The organism is Nostoc sp. DSM 114161 (assembly GCF_052692665.1).
Genome location: NZ_CP195141.1, coordinates 2,260,446 through 2,285,987 on the forward strand (window position 1 = coordinate 2,260,446; position 25,542 = coordinate 2,285,987).

The following is a 25,542-nucleotide window of genomic DNA, read 5'->3' on the forward strand; positions in this document are numbered from 1 at the left end:
AAGATTAGGGCATTTTGCAAGCTACTTTAATCAAATTAATGGAAAATTTACCCCAAAAGCTATTATGGGGATTTACACTTTACAAGTTCGGTTATCACCCAAGCAGGAAAATTCTGAATTCTGAATTCTGAATTCTGAATTCTAAATTAACTAACTTGGGAATAAAATCTCATTGCGACTGGTTGCGCCTAACTGGGGTAAAGAGTTGATGGCTGAGTGGGGAGTCAAAGCAGCGGGAACAGTTGGAGGTACTTGTAATTGCTGGACAACGCGTTGCAAGAGTTGGTCTTGTCCAGTACGTAAACCCCAGACATTTGTACCGCGGTTGATGATAGCAAACCAAACCAAACCGCGATCGCGGGTAGGCATGACTCCGGCCAAAGCGCTGACATCGCGGAGAGTGCCTGTTTTAATTACAGTAGCGGAGGGGATGTGTCTGGAGTGCAATGTTCCTCGGCGATCGAATCCAGACATGGGAAATAAGTCAGCTAAATTCAATTGATGAGTACTTGCTTCCCCTTGAATAGCCATGAGCATAGAACAAACAGCTCTAGGGGAAATACGATTTTCTGGCCCCAACCCAGAACCATTAATTAACTGAATTTCCGATTGCGGTACCCTAGCAAGATAAGCAGCAGTAGATTGTACTACAGTGGCTCCTCCCACTGACTCTGCCAGCATCTCTGCCATATCATTGTTGCTATAAACGTTCATTTCCTTAAGCAGCTGCTTCAAGGGTAAGGAACGATGGCGCACTAACAAAGTTTGTCGGGGGTTTGGTTGTGCCTCAAATTTCACAGCACCCGCAATTACGACTTTCGGCTTGGGCGTTCCCTTGGGCATGATTGAGTATATGTAATTAGCAGGGCGACCCCAAGTCGCAGAATTTAATGTTTGCTTGAGGATTAAACCAGCCAGCATCGGCTGACGTTGGAAATTCATGGCGAAATTGCCAGTAATTACCAAATTTCCCTTTACTTGCTTAATGCCCAATTTATTGAGAGTATTACCAAGGGCGATCGCTTCTTCCCAAACAAACATCGGATCGCCGCCACCAGTAATTACCAAATCACCTTGCACAACGCCATTTACCATTGGCCCGTTGACACTGACTAAAGTATCGAATTGGTGGTCTGGCCCCCAGGTTTTCAGTGCAACTAATGAAGTCGCAATTTTAGTTAAAGAGGCAGCTGGTAAAGCTGTTGTGCCTTGGTGATTTGCCATCAGCATCGGCCCTGACTGCATCCAAATCCCCTGACTCTCAGCCAGATTTTGCCCTACGACCTTGGTTGAGATTAATTCTTTGAGATATACCTGTACCGTAGTTGCCCCAGCTGGATTCGGATCGGGGGCAAGAACCAAGCCAGGGCTACTTTGCCAAGCCAATGCATCTAAAGCATCTAGAGGCTTGATGTGTACCCCAGCCATTTCTAGCCAAAGAGACACCAAACCTGAACCCAGTATTTCCAGCATATTTTATTCCTCTATGTTTGTTTAGGATGTTATGTATTATTTACTGTGCTAATATACACGCTTTTTTAGGTCGATCGGGATTGAGCCATAATAAACGGTATTATTCTCATTTGGAAGTAGGTTAAATTACCGTATTTTTGTCACGTCTTTTACCAAAAAAAGACCGACTACAAGAGTCACGGCTCTTGAAGCCAGTATAAAGGAGGCAGAGCGAATTGGATTGCCATATTGCATAATTTTTTAGGTTAATTTTGACAATAATTTATCTATAGTTTTTTTCTAAGTGCGATCGCCATCTATGAGAACAAGCAGCACGAATTAAAAAGTCGTGGAATAGTTGGTAATTTGTGGCGATCGTCTGCCCTACAATTTAACTTTTCACTAAATGTGGAAAAATGGGGATGGCTTCGCTACAAAGTCACCAATTCCATCTATGACTTACGCAAAAACTCTCTGAAACTCTTATTTCTTTGCGTCCTTTGCGTCCTTTGCGGTAGCCTGTGGCAAGCCGCTTTGCGTCTACGTTTTTTCTTGATTTTTGCGTAAGTCCTGCCATCATTAAGCAAACGATTTTGCGAGCAAATTAAACTTATTTGTTCAGCTACCATCTGTGCATAATTGAATTACAAAATTCTGAATTATTACTGCTAAATGTTTTGATAAAATTGCTATATTAAAACTTAATTAAATAGCAAAAAAATATTGTGAATTTTTTGATGATTAAAATAAATATGGAGGTCAGATTATGACCCAAGCCTTGCCTAAATCAGTCACCTTCGATGAATTTGTCGAATGGTATCCCAATGATGGCAAACGTTATGAATTGCACAATGGAGTAATTGTTGAAATCTTCGCCCAAACTGGACAGCATGAAAAAGTTATAGGATTTATAACCAGAAAGCTAACTGTCGAATTCGATCGTCTTAATCTACCCTACGGAATTCCCAAAACCGCATTAGTTAAAACTCCTTCTGCCGATTCGGCTTATTCGCCTGATGTGTTGCTGTTAAATCTTGATAATCTCGACAATGAACCCCTTTTTCAAAAACAATCAACAGTAAGCCAAGCAGCATCGGTTCCTTTGGTGGTTGAGGTTGTTTCAACCAACTGGCGAGATGATTATTACAATAAACTTGGGAATTACGAACAAATGGGAATTCGCGAATATTGGATTGCTGATTATGCTGCACTAGGCGCAAGAAAGTTCATCGGCAATCCCAAACAACCTACTATTTTTGTATGCGAATTAGTTGATGATGAATATCAAATGAATCCCTTTCAAGGGAACACCCCAATTTCATCACAAACCTTTCCCGAATTAAATTTAACTGCCCAGCAAATTTTTGATGCGGCTAACTAATTTATTTGAACCTACACAAATTTATTTTTCCAACGTTAAAAATATTGGCTTGGGGGTGGATTTTCCACCCATAAACCTTACTTTCTTTCTGGATGTGCTGCATCTTCTAGCGAAGGAGTACCCATCTGGTTAATTGCGGCAATCATCTGGTACAAGCGCCCTAAATCTCGTTGATTAAAGTACAAAATCAGCCGTGGTAGTCCAACAGTTTCATCTTGGGATTCTTGGGGTAACGCCTGACTTTTTTCAATCCGCCCTTGAATAATAATGTCGTTAAACTCAGTATTCAGTTGCTCGACTTGGGCATCAGATAAATCTGTCTTTAGACGAATGACTAATCGATTCGCTACGTAGCGGCTAGAATGGTAAACCTGGTAAAAACGTGTGATAGCATCGCAAGCCACATCCAAGTTGTCTGTCACCGTGTAAAGGCTGGGGTCATCAGGACTGACAAGACCTTTATTAACTAATTGCTTATCAATATATTCGCTCCAAGAGCGCCAGTAATCACCACCAGGGTGGTCAATTAAAACTAAAGGTACCGGGCCAAATTTACCAGTTTGGCTTAATGTCATACATTCAAAAGCTTCATCTTGGGTGCCAAAGCCCCCAGGAAACAAAGCTACAGCATCACTTTCTTTGAGGAGAAATAGCTTGCGGGTAAAGAAATATTTAAAGTTAATTAGCTTGGGATCGCCTTCTATAAACGGGTTGGCTTCCTGTTCAAAGGGTAACTGAATGTTCAAGCCAAAAGAATTTTCTCGGCCAGCACCTTCGTGACCAGCCTGCATGATTCCACCACCACCGCCAGTCATCACCATAAATCCCAATTTAGTCACACAGCGAGCAAACTCCAGCGCAATTTGGTATTCTGGTGTCTCTGGTGCTAGACGGGCAGAACCAAAAATCGTCACTTTGCGGACGTGTCGGTAATCATAAAACAGCTGGAAACCGCGCTCCATATCTGCTAGCGCAGACGACAAGATTTTCCAATCAAGACGCTCAATTTCAGTATCAGCAAGGCGAACAATGGTAGCAAGTGCTTGCTGAATAAATTGCCGATTTTTTAATGTCGGTAGACGAACAATTAATTCAGCGATATCCGCCTGTAAAGACTCTAACGTGTCAAACGACGCAGATGAAGTCATGAGAACTTCCGGAACAATGGCACTATATTTTACGTGAACGACTCACACTCTAGCAAGCGGGATATAGCCCTATGCTATGCAGTTAGCATTCTCAGAACTAGCTTTGAGGTAGTATTTGTCATTACTCAAGCTAAGATACCCATCTTTTGGTGTTGGAAGTAGAAAAATGGAGTTTGGAACTCAAAAGTTGTTGTTCTAAACCAAAGCACTTGTGTTGTGAACGAAAGTACTTGTGTTGTGAACGAAAGCACTTGTGTTGTGAACCAAAGTACTTGCGTTGCGAACCAAAGCACTTGCGTTGTGAACCAAAGCACTTGCGTTGTGAACCAAAGCACTTGCGTTGTGAACCAAAGCACTTGCGTTGTGAACCAAAGTACTTGCGTTGTTAACCAAAGCACTTGCATTGTTAACCAAAGCACTTGTGTTCTGAACTAGAAAATTCTTCTACGAGAATAACCAATTACAAAAAACGCAAAGACTAAAAATGCCCCCGCATCTCCCTATCTCCGCGTCCTCGCGTCTTCCTCATCCCCTTATCACTTCAACCCCAACTCTTCCTTCAACGCCTCTGGGACATTAACTGCTTTCTCAAGTCCCCGCACGCTTTCCCACTGCTGCTTTTGACCCCAGGTCATTTGTTCCATGTTGGCGTCGCTGAGGTCGGCACTTCCGAGAATGGCGCTGCTGAGATTACTATGGCTGAGATTTGCACCATTGAGAAGCGCACCGCTAAGGTTACTACCGCTGAGGTTAGCACTATTTAGGTTGGCATAGCTGAGGTCTGTGCCAAAAAGTATGGCATCGGTGAGGTCTGCACCGCTGAGGTCGGCGTCGTTGAGAATTACGCCGCTGAGGTCGGCTTCGTTGAGAGTCACTCGACTCAGGTCTACGCCGCTGAGGTCAGCGCCTAAGAACATGGCACCGTCGAGTCTGGCGTTGCTCAGCTTGGCGCCATTGAGTTTGGCGTAACTGAGGTCGGCAGCGATGAGAATGGCGCCCTTCAGGTTGGTACTGAAAAGAATTGTGTCGCTGAGGTTCGTACCGTTGAGGATGGCGTGACTTAAGTCAGCACCGCTGAGGTCGCCACGGCAAAGGTCGGCATGGCTGAGGTTGGTGTTGCTGAGGTTGGCGTCACTCAAATTGGCACCGAAAAGGATGGCGTTGCTGAGGTCGGCACAGTTGAGGTCGGTACTGCTGAGGTCGGCGCGGTTGAGGTCGGCGGCTTTTAGGTTGACACGACTGAGGTTAGCACTACTAAGGTCAGCACGGCTAAGGTTGGCGTGGTTCAAATTTGCACAGCTGAGGTTGGCACCGCTAAGGTTGGCGCTGCTGAGGTCGGCACCGCTAAGGTTGGCACCGCTGAGGTTAGCGCCGCTGAGGTTGGCATCTCCAAGGTTAGCAGCGCTAAGGTTAGCACCGCTGAAGTTGACTCCTGTTAAGTTGGCATCGCCAAGATAAGCACGGCTGAGGTTGGCGTTGCTAAAGTCTACCCCAGTCAGGTTGGCATCGCCGAGGTAAGCACCGATAAAGTTGCCGCCTTTGAGAAATTGCCCGATTATACTGCTAAAGTTACCAATTTCCAGAGCATCGCTATAATTCAGGATTCGCAACAGCTGGGATGTGAAAAAATTGTCTGTGTCTGGTTGAGCAGATGGATAGAAAATGATTTTTTGTTGGAGTCGATCGCGTGTTTGGGCGTAGCGGTGTAACTCTAGCAGTAAAATCAGCACGTTAAGCCCTGTATATATATCTATCTGTCTCAGCCCGATCGCAATATTTTTTGCTGCCAACTGTAACATTTTTTTCTGAGGTAGGTTATCCTCTGGTGTGGCATCAATAAACTCTCCCTGACACCAACGATGATAAAAATCTTCTAACCGCCAAAAAAGTACTTCTATGTTAATTTTTTTATCTGTAACCGCGAATTCCATCACATCGTTGACTATTTCGGGTTTCAGCGCACCGTTACCTAGTAAATCGTAAATTTCCTCGTGCATCTGGCGATCGCCCACTGCAAAACATAACCCAGCAGGTTGCCTAGTCAATATCTTTTCGTCTATCTTAGAATTCCAAGTGTTCCCTGTGAATGTCCATTTTTCTAAACTTTTTTGCAGTTTTTCAGACAATAAGTATTCTGGCAAATTATCTTGAACAAATTTAAGGCTTTCGTCTGGTTCTTTAATACTTTTTCTTAGAGGTAAAACTGCTTTTGTTTCCGCAGATGTACTTTTTGGCATCTCTTGGAACCTTGTACCTCTCACATAATTTGTCAGCAGCTTCCAGACTTGAGATAAATATGTTGACATTTCTGTGCCCGTTGATACATTTAATGTAATTGTTTTGATTATTCCGAACTAAAATTTTTTCTGTTGCTAGTTTGCTTTCCACGACCAAAATACTCGTATAAATACTTACTATTTATGCTTGTAAATTGGCGATCGCATTTGTTGAAAGCATTGGTATAAGGAGTTTTGAGCCTAAAACTGATACTGTTGATGTAAATAAATTGTCAAGTGAAAAATTATTGCAAAAATGGCATAGTTTTGCGGCGTTGGCGAATTCGTTATATTTTTTTCCCACGAGATTTACTACTCTGATGTAAAAATAATACTTACTCTTTGTGAGAGACGCAATTATTAGGAAAAATCCTACTGTAAAACAGTACAAAAAACCGGAAAAATGCCGATTAAAATTGAAGTCAAAGTTTGCTGCTTGATATAAAGCAGGTACTGAATCAACACAAGACGCACTGCGTAGCTTTGCAAAAGTTAAAACTTAACGAAAGATTGTTATTGGGGATGAATGCGATGACCAGATTAAGCTTTTATATGATTTTGTTACAAAGTTTATTTTTAGGAATTGTAACGACTAGCACCAAGTCATTGGCTGTTAATGTAGTTAATTCATTGTCTACCAACCATCAGACAGCGTTAGTCACAGATACAAGTAAACAAAAGTCTAATAGCTCCTCAACTATAAAAACTTCTTCAACCGAAACCTCTACCTTATCGCCACAAGAGATCGATACTCGTCCCCAACACAGGCTAGCAGCAGGGCAAGTTTGGGTACTCAATCAAAATAAAAAAGTAGAGCCTCAATCGTTTATGTGGGTAGTAAAAGACCCGAAAAAAGCACCACAGCAACCATTTTTGCAAGTTGCTAAACCGCCACAAAAACCGAATTCCAAACCGAATTCTAGTACTAAACCAGAGGCAAAGGATGATTTAGAGGACTTTGATGAAGTAGTCAAAGATACTGTCAAGCAGGGAGGATTATTCTCGCTTTATCGGAATAAAGAGAAGAATAAAATTTATTTAGAAATTAAACCAGAGCAACTGAATAAAAATTTTCTCGCTGCGGCGACCTTGGAATCAGGCATTGGCGAACGAGGTATTTACAGCGGTATGCCTTTGCAAGATTTTTTATTTTATTTCCGACGGGTGGACAATAATTTACAATTTGTAATTCGCAATGTCAATTTTCGGACTCGTGAGGGAGATCCGCAAGTGCGATCGCTTGCCCGTTCTTTTAGCGACTCTGTTCTCTACAATATTTCTATTAAAAGCATTCATCCGCAACGCAAAACCATTCTCATCGACTTGGGCGATTTGTTACTCACAGACTTAGCGGGATTATCTTTAAGTTTGGGAGTCCCAGGAGCCACAGACCAGTCATATTTCGGTAATTCTAAAGCTTTTCCCCAAAATGTAGAAGTTGAGTCAGTTTTAAATTTCTCTGGTGGTAAAGACAGTGAAACCCCAAGCTTTGCCTCACTAGCTGATAACCGTGGTTTTACGTTACGCGTCCACTATAGCCTCTCTCAACTTCCTGATAACAATTATCGCCCCCGGATTGCTGACGATCGCATCGGCTATTTTATCACCGCCTACGAAGATTTATCCAAAGACGATCGCGGCGATTCTTTTGTCCGTTACATTAACCGCTGGAACTTGGAAAAAGAAGACCCAAAAGCAGCAATTTCTCGTCCCAAAAAACCGATTGTCTTTTGGATTGATAACGCTGTGCCCTTAGAATACCGCGATGCGATCCAAGAAGGCATTCTGATGTGGAACAAAGCCTTCGTCAAAGCGGGATTCAAGGATGCCATTGAAGTCCGCCAAATGCCAGATGACGCTACTTGGGACCCAGCAGATATTCGTTACAACACGATTCGCTGGATTAACACTGTAGATGGATACTTTGCAATGGGGCCATCCCGCGTTAACCCGTTGACTGGAGAAATTTTAGATGCAGACATTCTTGTAGATGCTAGTTTTGTGCGGGCACTCAAGAATGAATATCGCAAAATTGTCCAACCCAACCAAGCACAAAATACCGCTACTTTATCGGCATTGATGCAAAATCGTTTACTTTGCGCCAATGGTTTAAATGCCAAAGAGAAAAATACGCCAGAACCATCCCAAGGGTTTTTGAGTCATTTGTCTAAAATGGCAGGCGAGTACGACTTGTGTTATGGAATGGAAGCAGCGAATCAGTTTGCCTTTGGTTCCCTGGCAATGTCACTGCTGCCAGATACCACACCCAATCAAAACCAGGTGAAAGAATACATCAATCAATATTTGCGTTTAATCATCGCCCACGAAGTTGGACATACCCTTGGCTTACGCCATAACTTCCGTGGTAGTACGCTGCTAGCACCAGAAGAGATGAATAATACGGAAATTACTAAAACAAAAGGTTTGACAACTTCCGTGATGGACTATATTCCCCCAAACATTGCTCCCCAAGGTACAAAACAGGGAGATTATTTTCCCAGTATGGTGGGGGTTTATGATGAATGGGCGATTAAGTACGGCTACGTGCCCATTGAAACATCAACTCCTGTAGCGGAAAAGTCAATTTTAGAGGAGATAGCTGCACTATCTTACAAGCCTGAGTTGAGTTATTCCACCGACGAAGATGTGTATGACCTCGATCCGACTGCTGACGCCTGGGATAACAGCGGTAATGTGCTGCTTTATTCTCAGTGGCAGCTGAATAATTCCCGTGTGATGTGGGAACGTCTTGATAAACGTTTTCCAATTGATGGAGATAGTTACAGCGATGTCAGCGAACGTTTTAGTACGGTATTGGGTAACTATTTTCAGCAAATATACTACACCACAAAATACATCGGCGGTCAGTCTTTCTACCGCGTCCACCCCAACGAAATACCGTCAGGAGTAGGGCAACGGCGATTACCATTTGAACCAGTACCAGTTGAACAACAACGTCAGGCTTTAGAAACACTGCAAAAATATCTATTTGCCGAAGATGCCCTCAGCTTTTCGCCAGAACTGCTGAATAAATTAGCACCTTCCCGTTGGCGACATTGGGGTAGTTCGCCACAAGTTGGTCGTTTGGATTATCCAATTCACGATCTGGTGTTATTGTTGCAGGGTTCGGTGTTGCGGGATCTACTCTCAGGCGATCGCCTTTCTCGTCTCAAAGATATCGAACTCAAAACCAAGCAAGAAAATGCGCTGACTCTTCCAGAACTATTTGACACATTACAGTCAGGTATTTGGACGGAAGTCATCAAACCAAAAGGTAAACCAATGAAGATTGCTAGCTTGCGCCGAGGCTTGCAGCGCGAATACTTAGACATTTTAAGCAACATGGTGTTACGCAAAGAATATGTTCCGGAAGATGCTCGGACTTTGGCATGGTATAAACTAAAACAATTGGATGATAAGCTCAAAGATGTTAATTCCGATGATGAATATACCAAAGCGCACATCCTAGAAACACGCGATCGCATTGAGAAAATCTTGAATGCGCCGTTGCAAGCAAATTAAAAAAGTACAGACGCGATGAATCGCGTCTGTACAAGAAAGACGCAATGAATCGCGTCTCTACAAGAGTTAGGAGTTAATAGTAAAATTCCTAACTCTTATTGTTACCTGAGTATTTTGGTAAAATATATATAGAATGCCGATATAGGCTGAGAAAAAAGTTTATGTCAGCTAAAGATAAATTTCATGATGTTGTGAAATCAGCATTAATAAAAGACGGATGGCGAATTACTGACGATCCTTTGCTAATTCGCATAGAAAATATTGTTGATATGTATATTGATTTAGGGGCAGAGAAAATTATTGCGGCAGAAAAAGAAGGACAAAAAATAGCCGTTGAAGTTAAGAGTTTTATCGGTACTTCAACTATTTCTGAGTTTCATACAGCGGTGGGTTAGGTTATTAATTATCGATACGCCTTAGAAGAAATAGGCTCTGAGCTAATTTTATATTTAGCAATGCCCTTAAATACTTATAACAGTTTTTTAATTAAACCGTTTATTAAAAATATTATCCAGCGAAGTCAAATTAATCTGATAGTTTATGATGTGGAAAAGGAGGAAATTCTCCGATGGCAGATTTAGAAAAATATCGGGAGTGTATTCGGAAATTAATCACAGAATATGCTCAGTTTACCTCATCTAATAATGAAATTGAACCTCAAACAATTTTTGACGTAGAACAAGACCATTACCAACTGATATATATTGGTTGGCAAAATAAACATCGAGTTTTTGGCCCTGTGATGCATTTTGATATTAAAAACGGCAAGATTTGGATTCAGTGGAATGGCACAGAAGAAGATGTAGGCGAGCAACTGGTGGCAATGGGAGTACCAAAACACGATATTGTAGTAGGATTTCACCCGCCCTATGTGCGGCAGTATACAGATTATGCTGTAAGCTAAAGGGTTGTTGCTAAAATACTTAGAAAAATATCATTCGCTCTAGGTGTGTTCCACTGTTGACAAACTGTAGGCGATAGACATCTGGATTGCTCAATTGTTGCCATTCGGCGTAACCGATGCCATCGTCAAAATGCTTGAGGATTAGCGCCATTAAATTACCGTGGGTAACGATCGCGATTGTCTCTGCTTTTTGCTGCAATGCTTCATCAATTACGGCTATTCCACGCGCCATCGCATCACGGCTTGACTCACCACCATCCAGACATAAATCGAGATTAATAAATGATTCAGCCAATCGTTCGCGCCAGTCAGCAAGCGGTGTTGCACACAGAACGCGTTCTGCAAGTCTGTTATCAGTCTCCACTGACAGACCCAGACGTTCAGCCAAGGGAGCGATAGACTGATATGCTCTAGTAAATGGACTGGAGATTACTCGCTCGATGCCAAATCCGAATAATAAACTACTAAGAGCGATCGCTTGTAGATATCCTTCTGATGTCAGCGCCGCCTCAGGTTCCTGTCCAATTGCTTGGCAATGTCGCAGAATATACAGGGTTTTCAACATTAAGTTTCTGTTTTAGCCCTAAATATATGGAAATATCCTGTATTTTACTTTAAAAAGACGTATAAGCAGCAGGAGATTAAGTTTCCTTCTGCTAGCTGTGCTTTCTGCTAACTACTCAACGCCTTTAAAAACCGTTGTAAACTCTTAAACACATTCGGTTTTCTTGCTGGGACAGCGTTGGTTGTTGTTTGAGGTTGTCCCTTCATCAAGATGATATCCAACTCATCACCCGATAGGTTTGTGGGTAAATCGGCAATTAATTGATAATCACCGCCGTTCTCTACCCAAATTTCCCACGTGCAAAAACTGAGTTTTCCGCACAATCCTGATTTTTTTTTAATAATTTTTTCTTAACTGTCTTAACTGTCTTAACTGTCCTTGTGTCACTTTCTCCATCGTGTTAGCTTACTCGCAACATTTTTACCTACATAGGGAAAATTATGATTGCGATCGCAAGAAAATTAATCCGTCGAGTACTAACTGTGTTGGCTGTTGTAGCTATCCTTGCTATGGGTTTTAGTTCAGCATCATACGCCGCTACTCCTGCCAGATTTGTATTTGAAACTCCACCTTATCGTGGTCAATTTGTTGTGGAACTTACTGATGAGAGTAAAATTCAACAAGCGAGGGATATACTCAGTGGAAAAGAAAAAGATACAACCCATATATACGGAAGAATCATAAAAAGACCAGCCGCATACAATCCAGGTTGGAGTTACCAATTAGACCCAGCGTCTATCAATTTCTTTCAAGTGGCGATAGAAGTTTGTGATGCTTCAATTGAATACACCGAAGACCATTTAGATGAGGCAGGCGGCCCATTTTTACCAGGTGGCCTCTGGTGTCCTTGGAGTTCCCGCCTAGTTAAGGAAATTTCATAGTAATAGAAAATTGACAATGAGGCAGCAGGCGATTAAGTTTTCTCCTGCTACCTCTGCTTTTTCCTAACTACTCAAAGCTTTTAAAAACCGTTGTAAACTCTTAAACACATTGGGCTTTCTTCCTGGCACAGCGTTGGTTGTTGTTTGGGGTTGTCCCTTCATCAGGATGAGATCCAACTCATCACCCGATGGTTTTGTGGGTAATTCGGCAATTTTTTGATATTCACCGCCGTTTTCCACCCAAATTTCCCACTGTCCTGGGTAGCAGCGATATAAGGCAGTTTGCTCGTCTATCGGGCGCAGGTAATAGGCGGATTCAATGGTATTAATGAAGCGATCGCGGACTTTTCTAGCTGCGTAACCAATGCCCACAGTTCCAGCATCTTCAAGGCGGGGATTTAAAAATACTAAAGGGCGATCGCCGATTACTTCACATAACTTTTCTAACTGCGGTACTTCTACAGCAGTGGGGGTGATGAATAAGAAAATTTCATCCTCTGGCTGAATTTTTGTTTGTAACGAAGCAGCCCTTCCTGTGCCGATATCCAAAATTTGAAATGGTGCATCAGCCCAATCGCGGCGGGCTAAGGCCGCAGCCCCAGCATCTGCAAAGAAAACTTTCAAGCGAGAATCATATTCAGCAAACAGTGGCACAAATTGTTCCGCCACAGGCATCAGTTTCAGTTCTGGGAACAGAAAATCAACTTGTAGGCGATTACAGCCATCAGCAAGGGCGGCTTTGACAGCTGTTTGAGATTGGGCGATCGCATCTTCAAGACTATTGGGAAGTTCACTCATGATTTATTATCTTGGTTTAGCATTACTTCTATTGTTCCAGCATTGGCTGTGATTTGAGCGTTGCTAAATTTGAATATGAATTATTTGATATTGATATGGGAACCTTAAAAATAAAGTATTGATACCAGGGTATTTCATGAAACCTGTTTTTCATAAAGGTAAATTAACAACATGGAAGGATGACAAGGGTTTTGGCTTCATCCACTCCAGTGAAGGCAGTCGAGACGTTTTTCTTCACATCACTGCACTCAAAGAAACAAATCATCGTCCACAAGTTGGTGATGTGATTTGCTATCAGCTAAAGGTTGATAAAGACGGAAAAGTTTATGCTTCCAATGCCTTCATTGAGGAGATTGTATCCAAACGTATCCCGAAAACCTCATCTTCTGGAATAAAGAAAGAAACATTCAAACCCAAAGCCAAATCTTCATTAATATTCGAGGTGTTGCTCTTATGCTTTTTGCCAAGTTTAGGAGCATTGCATTTTGCCTTGACGGCTTTCAACGCAATTCCTCTGATTCTCTATACTGTAATGAGTTTACTGACCTTTATACTGTATGCAGATGATAAATCTCGTGCAAAGCAGGGGCGTTGGAGAATACCAGAAAATACATTACATTTGTGTGAATTTATGGGTGGATGGTTGGGGGCATTTATCGCCCAAAAAACATTACACCACAAAAGTAGCAAAGCTTCATACCAAGCTGTTTTTTGGGTAATAGTAGTTATTCACATTATATTTTGGTGTGATTGGCTTTTCTTTGGAAAAAAACTGGTGGGTTTATTTTTCAGCAGTGTTTTTAAAGTATAAGAAAGTCGAGTTTATAAACTATTCGGTGTCAATAATTGACCGATCTCTGGTAGTCATATAGTCATCAGAAAAATTGTCTAGACTATCAATGAGGGATTGCCAGGGGTTATCTTTGGCAATAAGAACAATGGCATTACCAATTTTTTTAATATAAACTTCAGTGCCAGTGAGTTGAAACTCTTCGGGCAAAATAACGATTTGGTGAGTGCCATCAGTGGTAACTTTAGCAGTGTTCATGATGTTGTTGTCCTTAAATAAACAGAAAAGTTCATAGTAGTAAACACCAAGATACTTCACATACTGATTTTAGAGTGCGATTGCATGGGAGACACGCTCAAAATTATATTTATAAAAAACTGGTGTGATGCTTTTGGTCACAGTGAAATAAAGTGGAGCGATCGCCATTAGCAGTTCTGCTAAGGAATATTACAGTGGCGAAAGGAGCAAAGTGGTAAAGGCGGTCACCTATTGACGACGAACATTATTACATTTGACCCAAAATTTAGCTGATTTTAAAAGACTTGTTTAACCTAGAAATTACTCCAGCAAATGCCATATCCAAATTTTAGTATCAAGTACTAATGCTTAACTAGAGATAAATCCGGTGTCAGCCTTTCTAAAACTTGCTTCAATACCATCGCTGTCCAATCTATATCGGCTTCAGTGGTATCGCGCCCCAATGTGATGCGAATTCCGCCCAAGGCAGCTTTTTCGGAATAACCCATTGCTAACAATATCGGGCTTGGGCTGAGTTTTCCACTATGACAAGCAGCACCGGCACTGATACCAATGCCAGCAAGATTTAGCTGTTTTACTAAAGTTTTACCGGTGAGTTTTTCACCATCGGCGTATTCTAAGCACAGACTTACATGGTGAGGCAAACGATCGCAACTATCCCCTGTAGGAATTAAACCAGGAATTTCAGCTAACTGGGCAAAAGTGCGATCGCGTAACTGAATCAACCGTGGTGTTTCTATAGCCAATTCCTCTGCTATTAATTCAGCCGCTACACCAAACCCAGCAATTATCGGTACTGCTTGCGTACCAGAACGCAATCCCATTTCTTGCCCACCACCACCTAGTAAAGGCATCAATTCCACACCAGGACGGACATACAGCGCCCCTACACCTTGGGGGCCATAGATTTTATGGCTGGCGAGGCTAAGTAAGTCTACGGGGAGTTGTTGTACATCTATGGCTAAACGTCCCGCAGCTTGTACCGCGTCTGTATGGAATAAAGCACCATGCGATCGCGCAATTTTTCCTAATTCTGCAATTGGTTGTACAGTCCCAACTTCACTTTGACCGTAAATTACGGAAACCAACACTGTATTATGTCGTAACGCCGCCTGTAAATCCAAGGGATTGACTCTGCCTTTGGTATCTACATCTAAGCGCGTAACTTCCCAACCCCCTATTTCTAACAACCGTACTGTCTCGGAAATTGCGGAATGCTCGACGCTGGAGATAATTATATGTCGAGGAACGCTATATAAGCGAGCCACACCCATAATTGCCAGATTATTTGCCTCAGTACCCCCAGAGGTAAAAACAATCGATTCAGGAGTGGCGGCGTTAATTAACAAAGCAACTTGGACTCTGGCTTGTTCCACAACCGTTGCAGCCCGTTTTCCCCATTCATGTAAGCTGGAAGGATTACCCCACTGTTGAGTGAGGACTGTTTGCATAACTGCGATCGCTTCTTTGCGAGTAGGAGTAGTCGCGCTGTAATCTAGATAAATTTGCATATAACCGATAATGGAGAGAACACACGCTGGTAATAAGCTGCTGATTTTTTTAGCACTTACACTTTAGGGGGACAAATCTGACAAAATCTCTGTAATTTTGCATGTATGAGTGGGTTTTTCTTGCCTGGGAAAGCTATTTTTTTACTTCATTTCATAATCCTAAATTTTGGGAATGATAAATATATCCCCTCTAAATCCACTTTTAACAGATTACAGTGCAATTTTTATCTAGACAAAGGTTTTTTTTATATATCTTTTTACCGATCTTTCCTCTTGCTGCTTGTCAACGAATCCAGTCATCTAATAAACTTCTAGCAGCTTTACCACAAGATCCCTTAGTTAAAGTTTACTTTAACCATTCTCAATCTTCGGAATACAAAGAACCTTACCGCCAGCAAACTCGGCTGGGGGATGACTTAGAAAAACAGATTGTTGATACTATTTCTCAAGCTAAATCTACAATAGATGTTGCGGTGCAAGAATTACGTTTACCTAAAGTCGCCCAAGCACTCGTTGATAGACAAAAAGCTGGAGTAAAAGTCAGGTTAATTTTAGAAAATACCTATAGCCGACCTTGGAGTAGTTTTACACCTGAGGAAGTAAGTAAATTAGATAAAAGAGAACGAGAACGCTATCAAGAATTTCGCCAATTTATTGATATTAACCACGATAATCAACTAACTCCCGCAGAAATAAATCAAAGAGATGCTTTAATAATTTTACAAAATGCGAAAATTTCCTGGCTAGACGATAAAGCAGATGGTTCAGCGGGTAGTAGTTTGATGCACCATAAGTTCTTGATTGTAGATAATCGCATTGTAATTATTACTTCAGCCAATTTTACCTTGAGCGATACCTTTGGCGACTATACAAATCCTAGCAGTTTAGGTAATGCCAATAACTTATTGCAAATTGACAGCCCAGAATTAGCATCTTTATTTACACAAGAGTTTAATATTATGTGGGGTGACGGCCCCGGAGGTAAGCCAGATAGCCGATTTGGTCTACAAAAGCCACCGCGTTTCCCTCAACAAGTCACATTAAATAAAACCAAAATTACTGTACAGTTTTCGCCTACTTCTCCCACTCAACCTTGGACTAATAGTAGTAATGGTTTAATTGGCAAAACTTTAGATTCAGCAACAGAATCTGTTGATTTGGCTTTATTCGTATTTTCCGAACAGCGTCTTGCTAATATTTTGGAAAATCGACATCAACAAAATGTCCAAATTCGGGCTTTAATTGAACCACAATTTGCTTATCGTCCTTATAGTGAAGCATTAGATATGATGGGATTTGCTTTTAGTAATAAATGTAAATATGAAGTTGACAATCATCCTTGGCAAAACCCAATTACAACCGTAGGCGTACCTACATTACCCAAAGGCGATTTGCTACACCACAAATTTTCAGTTATTGATAACCAAACAGTAATTACAGGCTCTCATAATTGGTCTGATGCAGCCAATAATGGTAACGACGAGACACTTGTAGTCATTGAAAGTCCGATAGTCGCTGCTCATTATGTGCGAGAGTTTGCTCGTCTTTATGCCAAAGTTAAACCTGGCTTACCGCCAGCAATTCAGCAGAAAATTAAAGTCCAGCAAACAAAATGTCCTCAGATAAAAACGTCTTCCTAAAGTCAAGCCTTTGTGAAAATAGCGATTTTCAGAACCCTGACTTATTAGAGGATGTTTGAAAAGTCATGATTGATGTATCAAATATTTTTACCCCTCCCTAACCCTCCCCTTGTAAAGGGGAGGGAACCCCGGATTTTTCTTATTTCTCCCCTTTATAAGGGGGGACTAAGGGGGGTAAAAACGCAATTAAAATCACAGTCAACCACTTTTCAAACAACCTCTTAAAGAAGCCAGGGTTCTGTTTATTCAAGAAGTTCAGTTTATATGAAAAGCTTTCAGGGAATTCTCAGATTAAATTAATTTAATTTAGATAAATTACATATAAATTATAATTAGGGAGGATCTAAGAATTGAAAAAACAAATAAATAAAAACTAGCAATATTTTGCTATTGCTAGTTTTTTAGTTTAGAAATACAACAAAGCTATTTTTTCAAATTGATTATTCACAGTAAAATCTTAGATAAAAAATCGAAAAATAATGTACTTTACTCCCAAATACTCACTTTTCTAAAACATTAAAGCAGTGAAGCAAATCAAAAAAAATTGTCAAAATATAGACGTATTTTCATTACAGCTACGCCTAACGGTTGGTATTGGTGGCTTTTCAGCTTTAGTATTAGGCGCTCTTGCTACATGGACGAGTTGGAAAACCCAGGAAATTTTAATTGATAACCATAAACACAATATAGAGCAAATAGCTAAACGTTTGCCGCGAGATGTACAAATTTATAGTGAAATGATGCAATCCGAAAGGGGTTTACAGAAGGCTATTAATAATTTAGCGAATAACAATACATTATTATGGGTCAAAAATTCTGAAAATAAAATTTTGGTACAATCTAATGCTTTAACTTTTTTATCTAACTCTATGGTATCTGAGTTAATGTCTTTAACTAAAATGCCGATTAAACCACAAGTTTATAAAATTAATCAAAACTATTTTATTTTATGCGGTGGCTCTATAGAAGTGCAGGGTAAGTTACTTGGTGAATTATTTGTAGTTAAAGATATTACCCGCGAACAGAAAATCTTAGTCGGAATGGTACAGAGTTTAGTTATTATTAGTGTGTTAGCAATTATTCTTTTAACAGTTGCGATCGCCATTTATATCAAGCATTCCCTACAACCTCTCCGTCAGCTAAATCAAATGGCTGCTGTGATTTCCGCAGAAGATTTAGGACAACCACAGTTATATCTTGATAATGCACCCAGCGAAGTCAAAGAATTAGCTCAAACTTTAACTATGTTGCTATCGCGTCTTTCGCAATCGTGGGAGCAAGAAAAAGAATTTGTTAGTAATGTTTCTCACGAATTACGCACACCTTTGACAATTGTACATGGTTACTTACAAAGCGTTTTACGGCGGCAAAATAACTTAACCCAAACCCAACAAGAAGCTTTAGAAACTGCGGCATCGGAAGCAGAACGTACTATTCGTTTGCTACAAGATTTGCTAGATTTAGCACGAGCGGATAGCGGTTACTTGCATTTTCAAATGAAATCTTACGTTTTAAATGACTTAGTTGAAGAGATTGTGATGATGGCAGAAAAATATAGCGATCGCCAAATTAATATTGAGTCTACATTTTACCCAATTGAAGTCAAAGTAGACTACAGCCGTCTCAAACAAGTATTACTTAATTTGATTGATAATGCTATTAAATATTCTGAAGCTGGTACAGCCGTAATTTTTAAATTAGACCAACTTACAGATAAAGTAGTTATTCAAGTTTGCGACAATGGTTATGGAATTCCTTTACAACATCAAGCACGCATTTTTGAAAGATTTTACCGCGTGGATGAATCTCGATCTCATGCAACTGGAGGTTCTGGTTTAGGTTTATCAATTGTCAAGACACTTGTAGAAGGTATGGGTGGCAATGTGAGCGTACAATCAAAATTAGGGGAAGGAAGTATTTTTACAATTACTTTACCAATATAATTAAATAGAATTCAGAATACATATATTTAAAGTGCAGATTTTGTTAGCAAAATCCGCACTTTTACATATAGAACAGCGTGAAAGTTAATAAGGAACATCTTTTCAAATCAAGGGCCAGATAGAAACTAAATTTTACCTCTGGCTCCTAACTCCTGAATTCTGACTCCTGAATTCTGAATTCTCAATTCTAACCTTTATCTGGAATATCAATTCTGGCTGTACCAATAGGAATATCTCCATTTAATCCAACTCTTTTCGCAGTTACTCCATAGAGTAATATTCTTTCAGCTGGAACTCTTCTTTGTACGCCAATAAACTGTACTTCCACAGAACCACCAGAATTTACAGGCTGCTCAAAGGTGATTGACACGCGTTCTTTACTAGTCTCTGTTTTAGCTACAATTTCTTGACCAGATTGGTTTACAATCCTAACTTTATTAAAGCTTTCCATCTGGCTTGGTAAGGAAATCATCAAGTCTTCTATAGACATACCAACTACTGCTACTCTAATAAAATGAGTATCATTTCTGGCACCAGAGTTAGTAATATGGGGAACATTTACATTCAATGCTATTTGAGATACTGTATGTGTATCAGAATTGGACTGCTGATACATTACAGGTGTAGCTATAGCCGCAGCAGATGTAGTGAGTATTAGAGCAGATAAACTACCAAAAATTAAACCTTTCACGATCGAATCCTCGCTTTTGCAGGAAATAAACTTGTAATTAATAGATTGCTGCATCACTATGAGTTCTAGCTGATGCATAAATTAAAGTATTCTGAGATTAAAAGATTAATTTTCTTATAAAAATGTTTTCTCTGAGGCGGCGCAAAAAAAAGCTTGTAAGATAAAGCTTTACAGTTTTTTAAGCAAAAATTATAACTTTATTCAGGAAAAACTCATTTTTATTACACTTGTATATATTAAAGTGCGAACTACATATAAATAACTCATTATCTATTTCTGCAATTAAAACAAAAAGTTAATTTATGTCAATTAATCAATCAATAGGCAGTTAACTATGCACTATACTCTTACCAACTAAATTTTAATCAAACACGCAGGTAACTTAAAGTATTAACCTTGGTCTTGACTTGAAAAGATTATTAACGCAGTTAAACGAATAAAACAACACCAGCAGTTTTGCCAAACTGAGCCTAACCAATTTCATATACCCCTGAGTATGCTTTATGCATATCTGCAAAGAAGCTGAAAATGTAATTATTACCTAGCAAATTCTTGACAATAAATTCTAGAAAATACTAAGTATGTATCCGAATTTGATACTTAATCACGACTAAGTTACTTTAGCACTTTTATTTTAAAAAAATTTATTTAGGAGTAAAAAATGACAGCACATATCCTTTTAGTTGAAGATGAAATCAAACTAGCGCGATTTGTCGAATTAGAACTTAGCAGTGAAGGATACAAAGTTAGCATAGCCTATGATGGCATTACTGGATTGACTTTAGCGCGGGAGTCTTCCCCAGATTTAGCCGTTCTGGATTGGATGTTACCTGGACTCTCAGGTGTAGAAATTTGCCGTCGTTTGCGAGCGACAGGTAACTCAGTACCAGTAATTTTATTGACAGCGAAAGATGAAGTTAGCGATCGCGTGGCAGGATTAGATGCAGGAGCCGATGATTATGTAGTCAAACCCTTCAGCATAGAAGAACTACTAGCAAGAATCCGCGCTCATTTACGCCGCACTCAAGAAACAGACGAAGACTTATTACAGTTTGAAGACCTAAGCTTAAATCGCCGCACTCGTCAAGTATTTCGCGCTAAAAGAAGCATTGAGTTAACAGCCAAAGAGTTTGATTTATTAGAATATTTGCTTTCACATCCCCGTCAGGTATTTACCAGAGACCAAATTCTCGAAAAAGTTTGGGGTTACGATTTCATGGGCGATTCTAATATTATCGAAGTCTATATTCGTTATCTACGCCTGAAATTAGAAGAAAATAAAGAAAAACGCCTAATTCACACGGTGCGTGGTGTAGGTTACGCACTGCGCGAGTAATTAGAGGCAGGGGGAGCAGGGGGAGCAGGGGAGGCAGGGGGAGCAGGGGAAGCAGGGGAGGCAGGGGGAGCAGGGCAGGCAGGGGAAGCAGGGGGAGCAGGGCAGGCAGGGGGCAGGAGGAAAAGACAGTTTCGATAGGGGTTTTAAACTTTTGTATTTTATATTTAATTATGTCTGCCTACTTAATACGATTTTAGATTTTGGATTGGGAATAGGCTTGGTGAATCTGGGTTTAGTGAATTCATTATCAGAATCATTTTTCAAATTGGTATAAGCAACTCAAAAGTTAAAAGGATGAAACTGATTATTAAAGAATTTAGCTAACCTTCCCTGCCCGCGTCTTTCTGTCGCAGTATCTCCCCCATCACTGATGAATCTCGCCATCAGGCATGATTGCTCCAGCTAGGTTAGCGCCAATTAGTTTAACCAGAAGCCTTTCACCAGAGCGAATCCGCGCTCCTCGTAAATCGGCTCCTCGTAAATCGGCTCCGCTAAGATCTGCACCAATTAAATTAGCAGCACGTAAATTTGCCTCCCTGAGATCCGCTAAAAGTAGATTTGCTCGAAACAAATTAGCTTCAGATAAATTTGCTCCTCTGAGGTTAACTTTGTGCATAAAAGTATCGCTGAGATTAGCACCGCTTAAGTTGGCATAACTGAGATTTCTGCCAGATAAGTCTTTATTGCTCAAATTTGCTCGACTATAGTCTTTACCACTCAAATCTGGATTGTGCTTTGATGGTGCCTGGCTTGTTTGAGATGGTGTTTCATAGTGAAACGGCGATGACGATGGCTGCTTATGTGTGCTTTGATGTTTGGTTTTTACAGAGCGCAATTTTTCACGAGCTTCATTTATCGCTTTGAGCTTGTCTTGTGCCTTCTGCTGTAACCGGAGATTTTCCTTCGGAATGCGATCGGGATGCCAAACAAAGACTAAATCTTTATAAGCCTGGTTCACTTCCTCAAGCGTTGCCCCAGGCTCTAATTCCAAAATTCTATAGTACCGCTCCAGATCGCTCATACGCCATTTTGGTGGACAATCAACTTAATTATGAGTGATACAGCGGTCTATCGGCTGCATCTTTTATTATTTGGGCATTGGGCATGGGGAAAGGGAAAGGGGTATGGTTCGACAAGCTCACCAACCAGGGAGGAGAAAGGTTAAATTTATTCCTTTTCCCTTTTCCCTTTAACCTTTTCCCCTTGCCTCCCCTACCCCTCATCTCCCCATCTCCCCATTTCTCCATCGAGCGATCGCTCTTAAATATGCTGCAACTGGAATTTGATAAACTTCAATAAAAATCCAAACAATAATTGATAAGTGTGACAAAAAAGTTAATATTGTCCAAATATATGGCATCCAGGTTATCGGCTCATTGATATTAGGAGGAAAATAATAAGCTACTATGCCAATGAGAGTAGTAGGAAGGACTACAAAAGCAATAGCAGCTAGTCCATAACCCCAACCTAATTCCACGCCTTCTAACTGGGCTTCTGCCCAACTAAACCCATTCCAACGCCAAACCAAGGGTGGTTGCCTAGAAGGCATCTTGATTTGCTGTAGTTCTAGGTTCACCGTAAAAATCTCTTGGCAAAAGTCACAAGCCATAGCTTCCATCAATGGCATATGAGAAATCTTACCTATCCGACAGACTGGGCAGGGGTAAACTCCATGATAGTCAAAAGATTTGGCTAAGATTTTAGGACTGGGCATAATGAAACTGTTGATTCTAAAAAGTTGAGCTGCTGAATAAGGATTTGCGTAAGAATGATGTATGGCATTTCTTAATTGTCTGTAATCAGCTTTCACAAGGTAAAAACAGAAGTCAGGAAAATTAGATGTTTTGATTTTGGAATCCTAGCTTTCAGAATTTTTGAACGACTATGCCTCGGCTGTAACTTTTCTTTGATTAATGAAAATTGGCTGTATTTAATCATCTGAACTTTTAAATTTTTTCCCATTGGTTTTTGATTATGCACGCTATTTATTGAGTTATGACATAGCAATATTTGTAAAGTTATATCACTATAACAATGTCCGATCGCAAGCCGCTTTCTTCTAGGCAAACAAGCAACGAGAACTTCATGACACAAATTCTGAGAAATCGAGGGTAACAAAGCTTACAATTTAAGCATCTGAATTCAAAGAGAAATTTGAAACTTGTTTAAGATAGAATGCGCCACCTTTAAGCCTAGACGCGCAAAGGACGACTTGCCGTAGGCATCAGAACAAAGCGTGATGAGTGAATTTTGGGGACTCCTCTACAAAAACCAAGCTACGCCTAGCATCTCGTGGAGAAATGCTATAGTCTTGATTCCCCCAGTTGTACTGAGTCTATCGCTTTTTTAGCTGTTGTGGGGGTCTTGACACCACTAACCCTTCCTGTTAATGTTACTATACATAGGTTTATCTAGTTTCCTTAAATTTTTCAGCTAAAGCGCCTTGCAAATGTTTAACACAAATTCCTACTTTTATTTTTGGTTTAGGGTGGTTCACCGGGAGTGAATTATGTTTCCACATGGAAACCACCCGGTGAACCGCAGAGCGAACTCTGCGGTTTTTGTCTTTTAAGGAGAATTTCATTGTGACTTATTTGAGTAGTTGGTTTTACGGCTTTTACTTTTGGCCCAGAGTCAGTTCCGGGTAAATAGCGTTATGCCGATAAACCACAACGCGCCCGGAACTTCTCAAAGGTTCCGGGCTTTTTTCTTAATGAGGCCTAAAGACTGGGGAATGGATAATGAGTAAACTTTCAATGCCCAATGCCCAATGCCCAATACCCAATACTTAATACTTAATTTTTTAGGAGAATTAAATCATGATTAACGCTAAACTTGCTGCACAATCTCATCCCAATCACCAGACAATCGTTAAACTTTCAGAAAAAGTCGCTTTCGGCGGTGAAGAATTGGTAATTATCGGCGGCCCCTGTACCGTTGAAAGCTGGGAACAAATGGAGACAGTAGCGCAAAAGCTATCTACTGCATCAGTACAAGCTTTGCGTGGTGGTGTCTACAAACCCCGAACTTCTCCCTACGCTTTCCAGGGTATGGGCGAGTCAGGATTGGAAATTTTGGCGGGGGTGCGATCGCAGTACAATATGCCAGTTGTCACCGAGGTAATGTCAATTTCCCAAATCGAAGCAGTGGCCGCCCACGCTGATATGCTGCAAGTTGGTAGCCGTAATATGCAAAACTTCGATTTGCTCAAAGCTTTAGGACAAGCTGGTAAACCGATACTGCTCAAGCGCGGTTTAGCAGCGACAATTGAAGAATTCGTCATGGCAGCTGAATACATTCTCAGCCACGGGAATCCTGATGTGGTGCTGTGCGAAAGGGGTATCCGCAGCTTCGATGATTACACCCGCAACGTCCTAGATTTAGGCGCAGTTGCAGCACTCAAACAAATAACTCACCTGCCTGTGATTGTAGATCCTTCCCATGCCGTAGGTAAACGGGAATTAGTAGCGCCTGTAGCTAGAGCTGCGATCGCTTGCGGCGCAGATGGGTTAATAATTGAGTGTCACCCACAACCAGAAAAATCAGTTTCTGACGCCCGTCAAGCACTTTCTTTAGAAGATATGGTGGATTTAGTTAATAGTTTAAAGCTTGTAGCAACAGCCGTCGGGCGCAGCATATCGCAAACAAAAGGGGTGGGTTCTAAACCTGCCCCTTTTGTTTGCGCTGCTTGAACAAAATATAGTAGGGAATAGGCAATAGGCAACAGCTTTGAAAGTCTCTTGGTGTCAGGGTTTTAAGAAAAAACCCTTTCCCTTCTCTTGCAAAAATAGTTTTGCAAGAGACTATTAAAGAAGTCCTGTAATTCCGTAGTAAACACAAGCACCAGCACCAATAATATAGACAAACCAAGTTAGAAAAAAGCCGATTGCGCGGCCGGGTGAAGGGCCATAGATTGCGATCGAACCCCATGCATGAGCAATCCGCCCTACAGTCAGCGCACTCCCAATCAACCAGAGTATCCAAGGCGAGGAATGCATCAATTCTAAAGTCATGATAAACAGCAGTGCCAACGGTACATATTCTGTAAAATTTCCATGTGCGCGTGCTTTACGCTGAAGAACTCCATCATCAGCAGTTTTTGCGAGCAAAGATTTTTGAGTATAGCTTTCGACAAATGCCGCCCAAGGATTGGGATTTTCCAGATAATTTGGCTGGTTTATGACTTGTGCCTCAGTTTCTCCATGCCAAATTCGAGTTCTGGTACGCTCCATTACGACAATATAAGAAAGGGCAAACGCAATCAAGCCATTGAGTCCGACAAAAAATGTTGTAACAGGGATAGACATAGCAAATCTCAACTGCGGGTCAATTTTATAAAATAGAAACTTGCAGCTAGGTAGCCAAGTCCCCAACTGGGTATAAGTTTATGAAATTTGCTCCTTTGGTTGAAACTGGAGTTTAGACTAAGCAACAAGAAACGACCCA

At 40.8% G+C, this 25,542-nt stretch carries 20 protein-coding genes and 2 pseudogenes; 10 read left to right on the plus strand and 12 right to left on the minus strand.

Annotated features, from left to right (window positions below):
- Nucleotides 1–150: 150 nt before the first annotated feature.
- Complete coding sequence (locus NSTC745_RS09625) at nucleotides 151–1,473, minus strand: D-alanyl-D-alanine carboxypeptidase (RefSeq protein ID WP_445636948.1); 1,323 nt, start codon at nucleotides 1,471–1,473, stop codon at nucleotides 151–153.
- Nucleotides 1,474–2,218: 745 nt separating this feature from the next.
- Here NSTC745_RS09625 and NSTC745_RS09630 point away from each other — a divergent pair.
- Entirely contained in the window at nucleotides 2,219–2,833 is a 615-nt protein-coding gene (locus NSTC745_RS09630) for a Uma2 family endonuclease (protein ID WP_445636949.1), read from the plus strand.
- 77 nt (nucleotides 2,834–2,910) lie between these two features.
- Here NSTC745_RS09630 and NSTC745_RS09635 read toward each other — a convergent pair whose 3' ends face one another.
- Nucleotides 2,911–3,981, minus strand: a complete 1,071-nt coding sequence (locus NSTC745_RS09635) for an LOG family protein (RefSeq protein WP_445636950.1) — start codon at nucleotides 3,979–3,981, stop codon at nucleotides 2,911–2,913.
- Between the two features lie 536 nt (nucleotides 3,982–4,517).
- The gene (locus tag NSTC745_RS09640) at nucleotides 4,518–6,287 is read right to left on the minus strand and encodes a pentapeptide repeat-containing protein (protein WP_445636951.1); all 1,770 of its coding nucleotides are present in this window, start codon (nucleotides 6,285–6,287) and stop codon (nucleotides 4,518–4,520) included.
- 501 nt (nucleotides 6,288–6,788) lie between these two features.
- Here NSTC745_RS09640 and NSTC745_RS09645 point away from each other — a divergent pair.
- From NSTC745_RS09645 to NSTC745_RS09655, 3 genes and pseudogenes are all read left to right on the plus strand, one after another.
- Nucleotides 6,789–9,779 carry a zinc-dependent metalloprotease gene (locus tag NSTC745_RS09645; protein WP_445636952.1) on the plus strand — a complete coding sequence of 997 codons (2,991 nt, stop codon included), beginning with the start codon at nucleotides 6,789–6,791 and terminating at the stop codon, nucleotides 9,777–9,779.
- A gap of 161 nt (nucleotides 9,780–9,940) precedes the next feature.
- A pseudogene (locus tag NSTC745_RS09650) lies at nucleotides 9,941–10,360 on the plus strand (XisH family protein).
- A complete protein-coding gene (locus tag NSTC745_RS09655) occupies nucleotides 10,348–10,683 on the plus strand; it encodes a XisI protein (protein ID WP_445636953.1) in 336 nt (111 codons plus the stop codon). Before NSTC745_RS09650 ends, NSTC745_RS09655 begins: the two are co-directional and overlap by 13 nt.
- A gap of 19 nt (nucleotides 10,684–10,702) precedes the next feature.
- Here the strand turns inward: NSTC745_RS09655 and NSTC745_RS09660 are convergent, their stop codons facing one another.
- The gene (locus NSTC745_RS09660) at nucleotides 10,703–11,248 is read right to left on the minus strand and encodes a histidine phosphatase family protein (RefSeq protein ID WP_445636954.1); all 546 of its coding nucleotides are present in this window, start codon (nucleotides 11,246–11,248) and stop codon (nucleotides 10,703–10,705) included.
- A gap of 107 nt (nucleotides 11,249–11,355) precedes the next feature.
- Nucleotides 11,356–11,544, minus strand: a pseudogene (locus NSTC745_RS09665) (DUF1995 family protein); the annotation flags it as partial.
- A gap of 144 nt (nucleotides 11,545–11,688) precedes the next feature.
- Here NSTC745_RS09665 and NSTC745_RS09670 point away from each other — a divergent pair.
- Nucleotides 11,689–12,129: a BP74-related protein gene (locus NSTC745_RS09670; protein ID WP_445636955.1), complete on the plus strand. Its 441-nt coding sequence runs from the start codon at nucleotides 11,689–11,691 to the stop codon at nucleotides 12,127–12,129.
- Nucleotides 12,130–12,192: 63 nt separating this feature from the next.
- On the opposite strand, the gene NSTC745_RS09675 is transcribed toward NSTC745_RS09670, so the two are convergent.
- Nucleotides 12,193–12,927 carry a DUF1995 family protein gene (locus NSTC745_RS09675; RefSeq protein ID WP_445636956.1) on the minus strand — a complete coding sequence of 245 codons (735 nt, stop codon included), beginning with the start codon at nucleotides 12,925–12,927 and terminating at the stop codon, nucleotides 12,193–12,195.
- A 136-nt stretch (nucleotides 12,928–13,063) separates the two neighbouring features.
- Between NSTC745_RS09675 and NSTC745_RS09680 the strand changes: the two genes are divergently transcribed.
- The gene (locus tag NSTC745_RS09680) at nucleotides 13,064–13,738 is read left to right on the plus strand and encodes a DUF1294 domain-containing protein (protein WP_445636957.1); all 675 of its coding nucleotides are present in this window, start codon (nucleotides 13,064–13,066) and stop codon (nucleotides 13,736–13,738) included.
- 18 nt (nucleotides 13,739–13,756) lie between these two features.
- Here NSTC745_RS09680 and NSTC745_RS09685 read toward each other — a convergent pair whose 3' ends face one another.
- A complete protein-coding gene (locus NSTC745_RS09685; protein WP_445636958.1) occupies nucleotides 13,757–13,975 on the minus strand; it encodes an antitoxin in 219 nt (72 codons plus the stop codon).
- A 341-nt stretch (nucleotides 13,976–14,316) separates the two neighbouring features.
- Nucleotides 14,317–15,486, minus strand: coding sequence for a cysteine desulfurase family protein (locus NSTC745_RS09690; protein ID WP_445636959.1), 1,170 nt, complete (start codon nucleotides 15,484–15,486; stop codon nucleotides 14,317–14,319).
- A 215-nt stretch (nucleotides 15,487–15,701) separates the two neighbouring features.
- Here NSTC745_RS09690 and NSTC745_RS09695 point away from each other — a divergent pair, with 215 nt between their 5' ends.
- Together NSTC745_RS09695 and NSTC745_RS09700 are read left to right on the plus strand one after the other, a co-directional pair.
- Nucleotides 15,702–17,126, plus strand: a complete 1,425-nt coding sequence (locus NSTC745_RS09695) for a phospholipase D-like domain-containing protein (protein WP_445636960.1) — start codon at nucleotides 15,702–15,704, stop codon at nucleotides 17,124–17,126.
- 524 nt (nucleotides 17,127–17,650) lie between these two features.
- Nucleotides 17,651–19,069, plus strand: coding sequence for a sensor histidine kinase (locus tag NSTC745_RS09700; protein WP_445636961.1), 1,419 nt, complete (start codon nucleotides 17,651–17,653; stop codon nucleotides 19,067–19,069).
- Nucleotides 19,070–19,256: 187 nt separating this feature from the next.
- On the opposite strand, the gene NSTC745_RS09705 is transcribed toward NSTC745_RS09700, so the two are convergent.
- Nucleotides 19,257–19,838: a hypothetical protein gene (locus tag NSTC745_RS09705; RefSeq protein ID WP_445636962.1), complete on the minus strand. Its 582-nt coding sequence runs from the start codon at nucleotides 19,836–19,838 to the stop codon at nucleotides 19,257–19,259.
- Between the two features lie 583 nt (nucleotides 19,839–20,421).
- Between NSTC745_RS09705 and NSTC745_RS09710 the strand changes: the two genes are divergently transcribed.
- Nucleotides 20,422–21,096 (plus strand): response regulator transcription factor, encoded by a 675-nt coding sequence (locus tag NSTC745_RS09710; RefSeq protein WP_445636963.1) that lies wholly within the window; start codon nucleotides 20,422–20,424, stop codon nucleotides 21,094–21,096.
- 364 nt (nucleotides 21,097–21,460) lie between these two features.
- On the opposite strand, the gene NSTC745_RS09715 is transcribed toward NSTC745_RS09710, so the two are convergent.
- Nucleotides 21,461–22,117 carry a pentapeptide repeat-containing protein gene (locus NSTC745_RS09715; protein ID WP_445636964.1) on the minus strand — a complete coding sequence of 219 codons (657 nt, stop codon included), beginning with the start codon at nucleotides 22,115–22,117 and terminating at the stop codon, nucleotides 21,461–21,463.
- A gap of 198 nt (nucleotides 22,118–22,315) precedes the next feature.
- The gene (locus NSTC745_RS09720; RefSeq protein ID WP_445636965.1) at nucleotides 22,316–22,810 is read right to left on the minus strand and encodes a hypothetical protein; all 495 of its coding nucleotides are present in this window, start codon (nucleotides 22,808–22,810) and stop codon (nucleotides 22,316–22,318) included.
- Nucleotides 22,811–23,915: 1,105 nt separating this feature from the next.
- Between NSTC745_RS09720 and aroF the strand changes: the two genes are divergently transcribed.
- Complete coding sequence (gene aroF / locus NSTC745_RS09725; protein ID WP_445636966.1) at nucleotides 23,916–24,788, plus strand: 3-deoxy-7-phosphoheptulonate synthase; 873 nt, start codon at nucleotides 23,916–23,918, stop codon at nucleotides 24,786–24,788.
- A 114-nt stretch (nucleotides 24,789–24,902) separates the two neighbouring features.
- Here the strand turns inward: aroF and NSTC745_RS09730 are convergent, their stop codons facing one another.
- The gene (locus NSTC745_RS09730; protein ID WP_445636967.1) at nucleotides 24,903–25,403 is read right to left on the minus strand and encodes an MAPEG family protein; all 501 of its coding nucleotides are present in this window, start codon (nucleotides 25,401–25,403) and stop codon (nucleotides 24,903–24,905) included.
- Nucleotides 25,404–25,542: the final 139 nt, after the last annotated feature.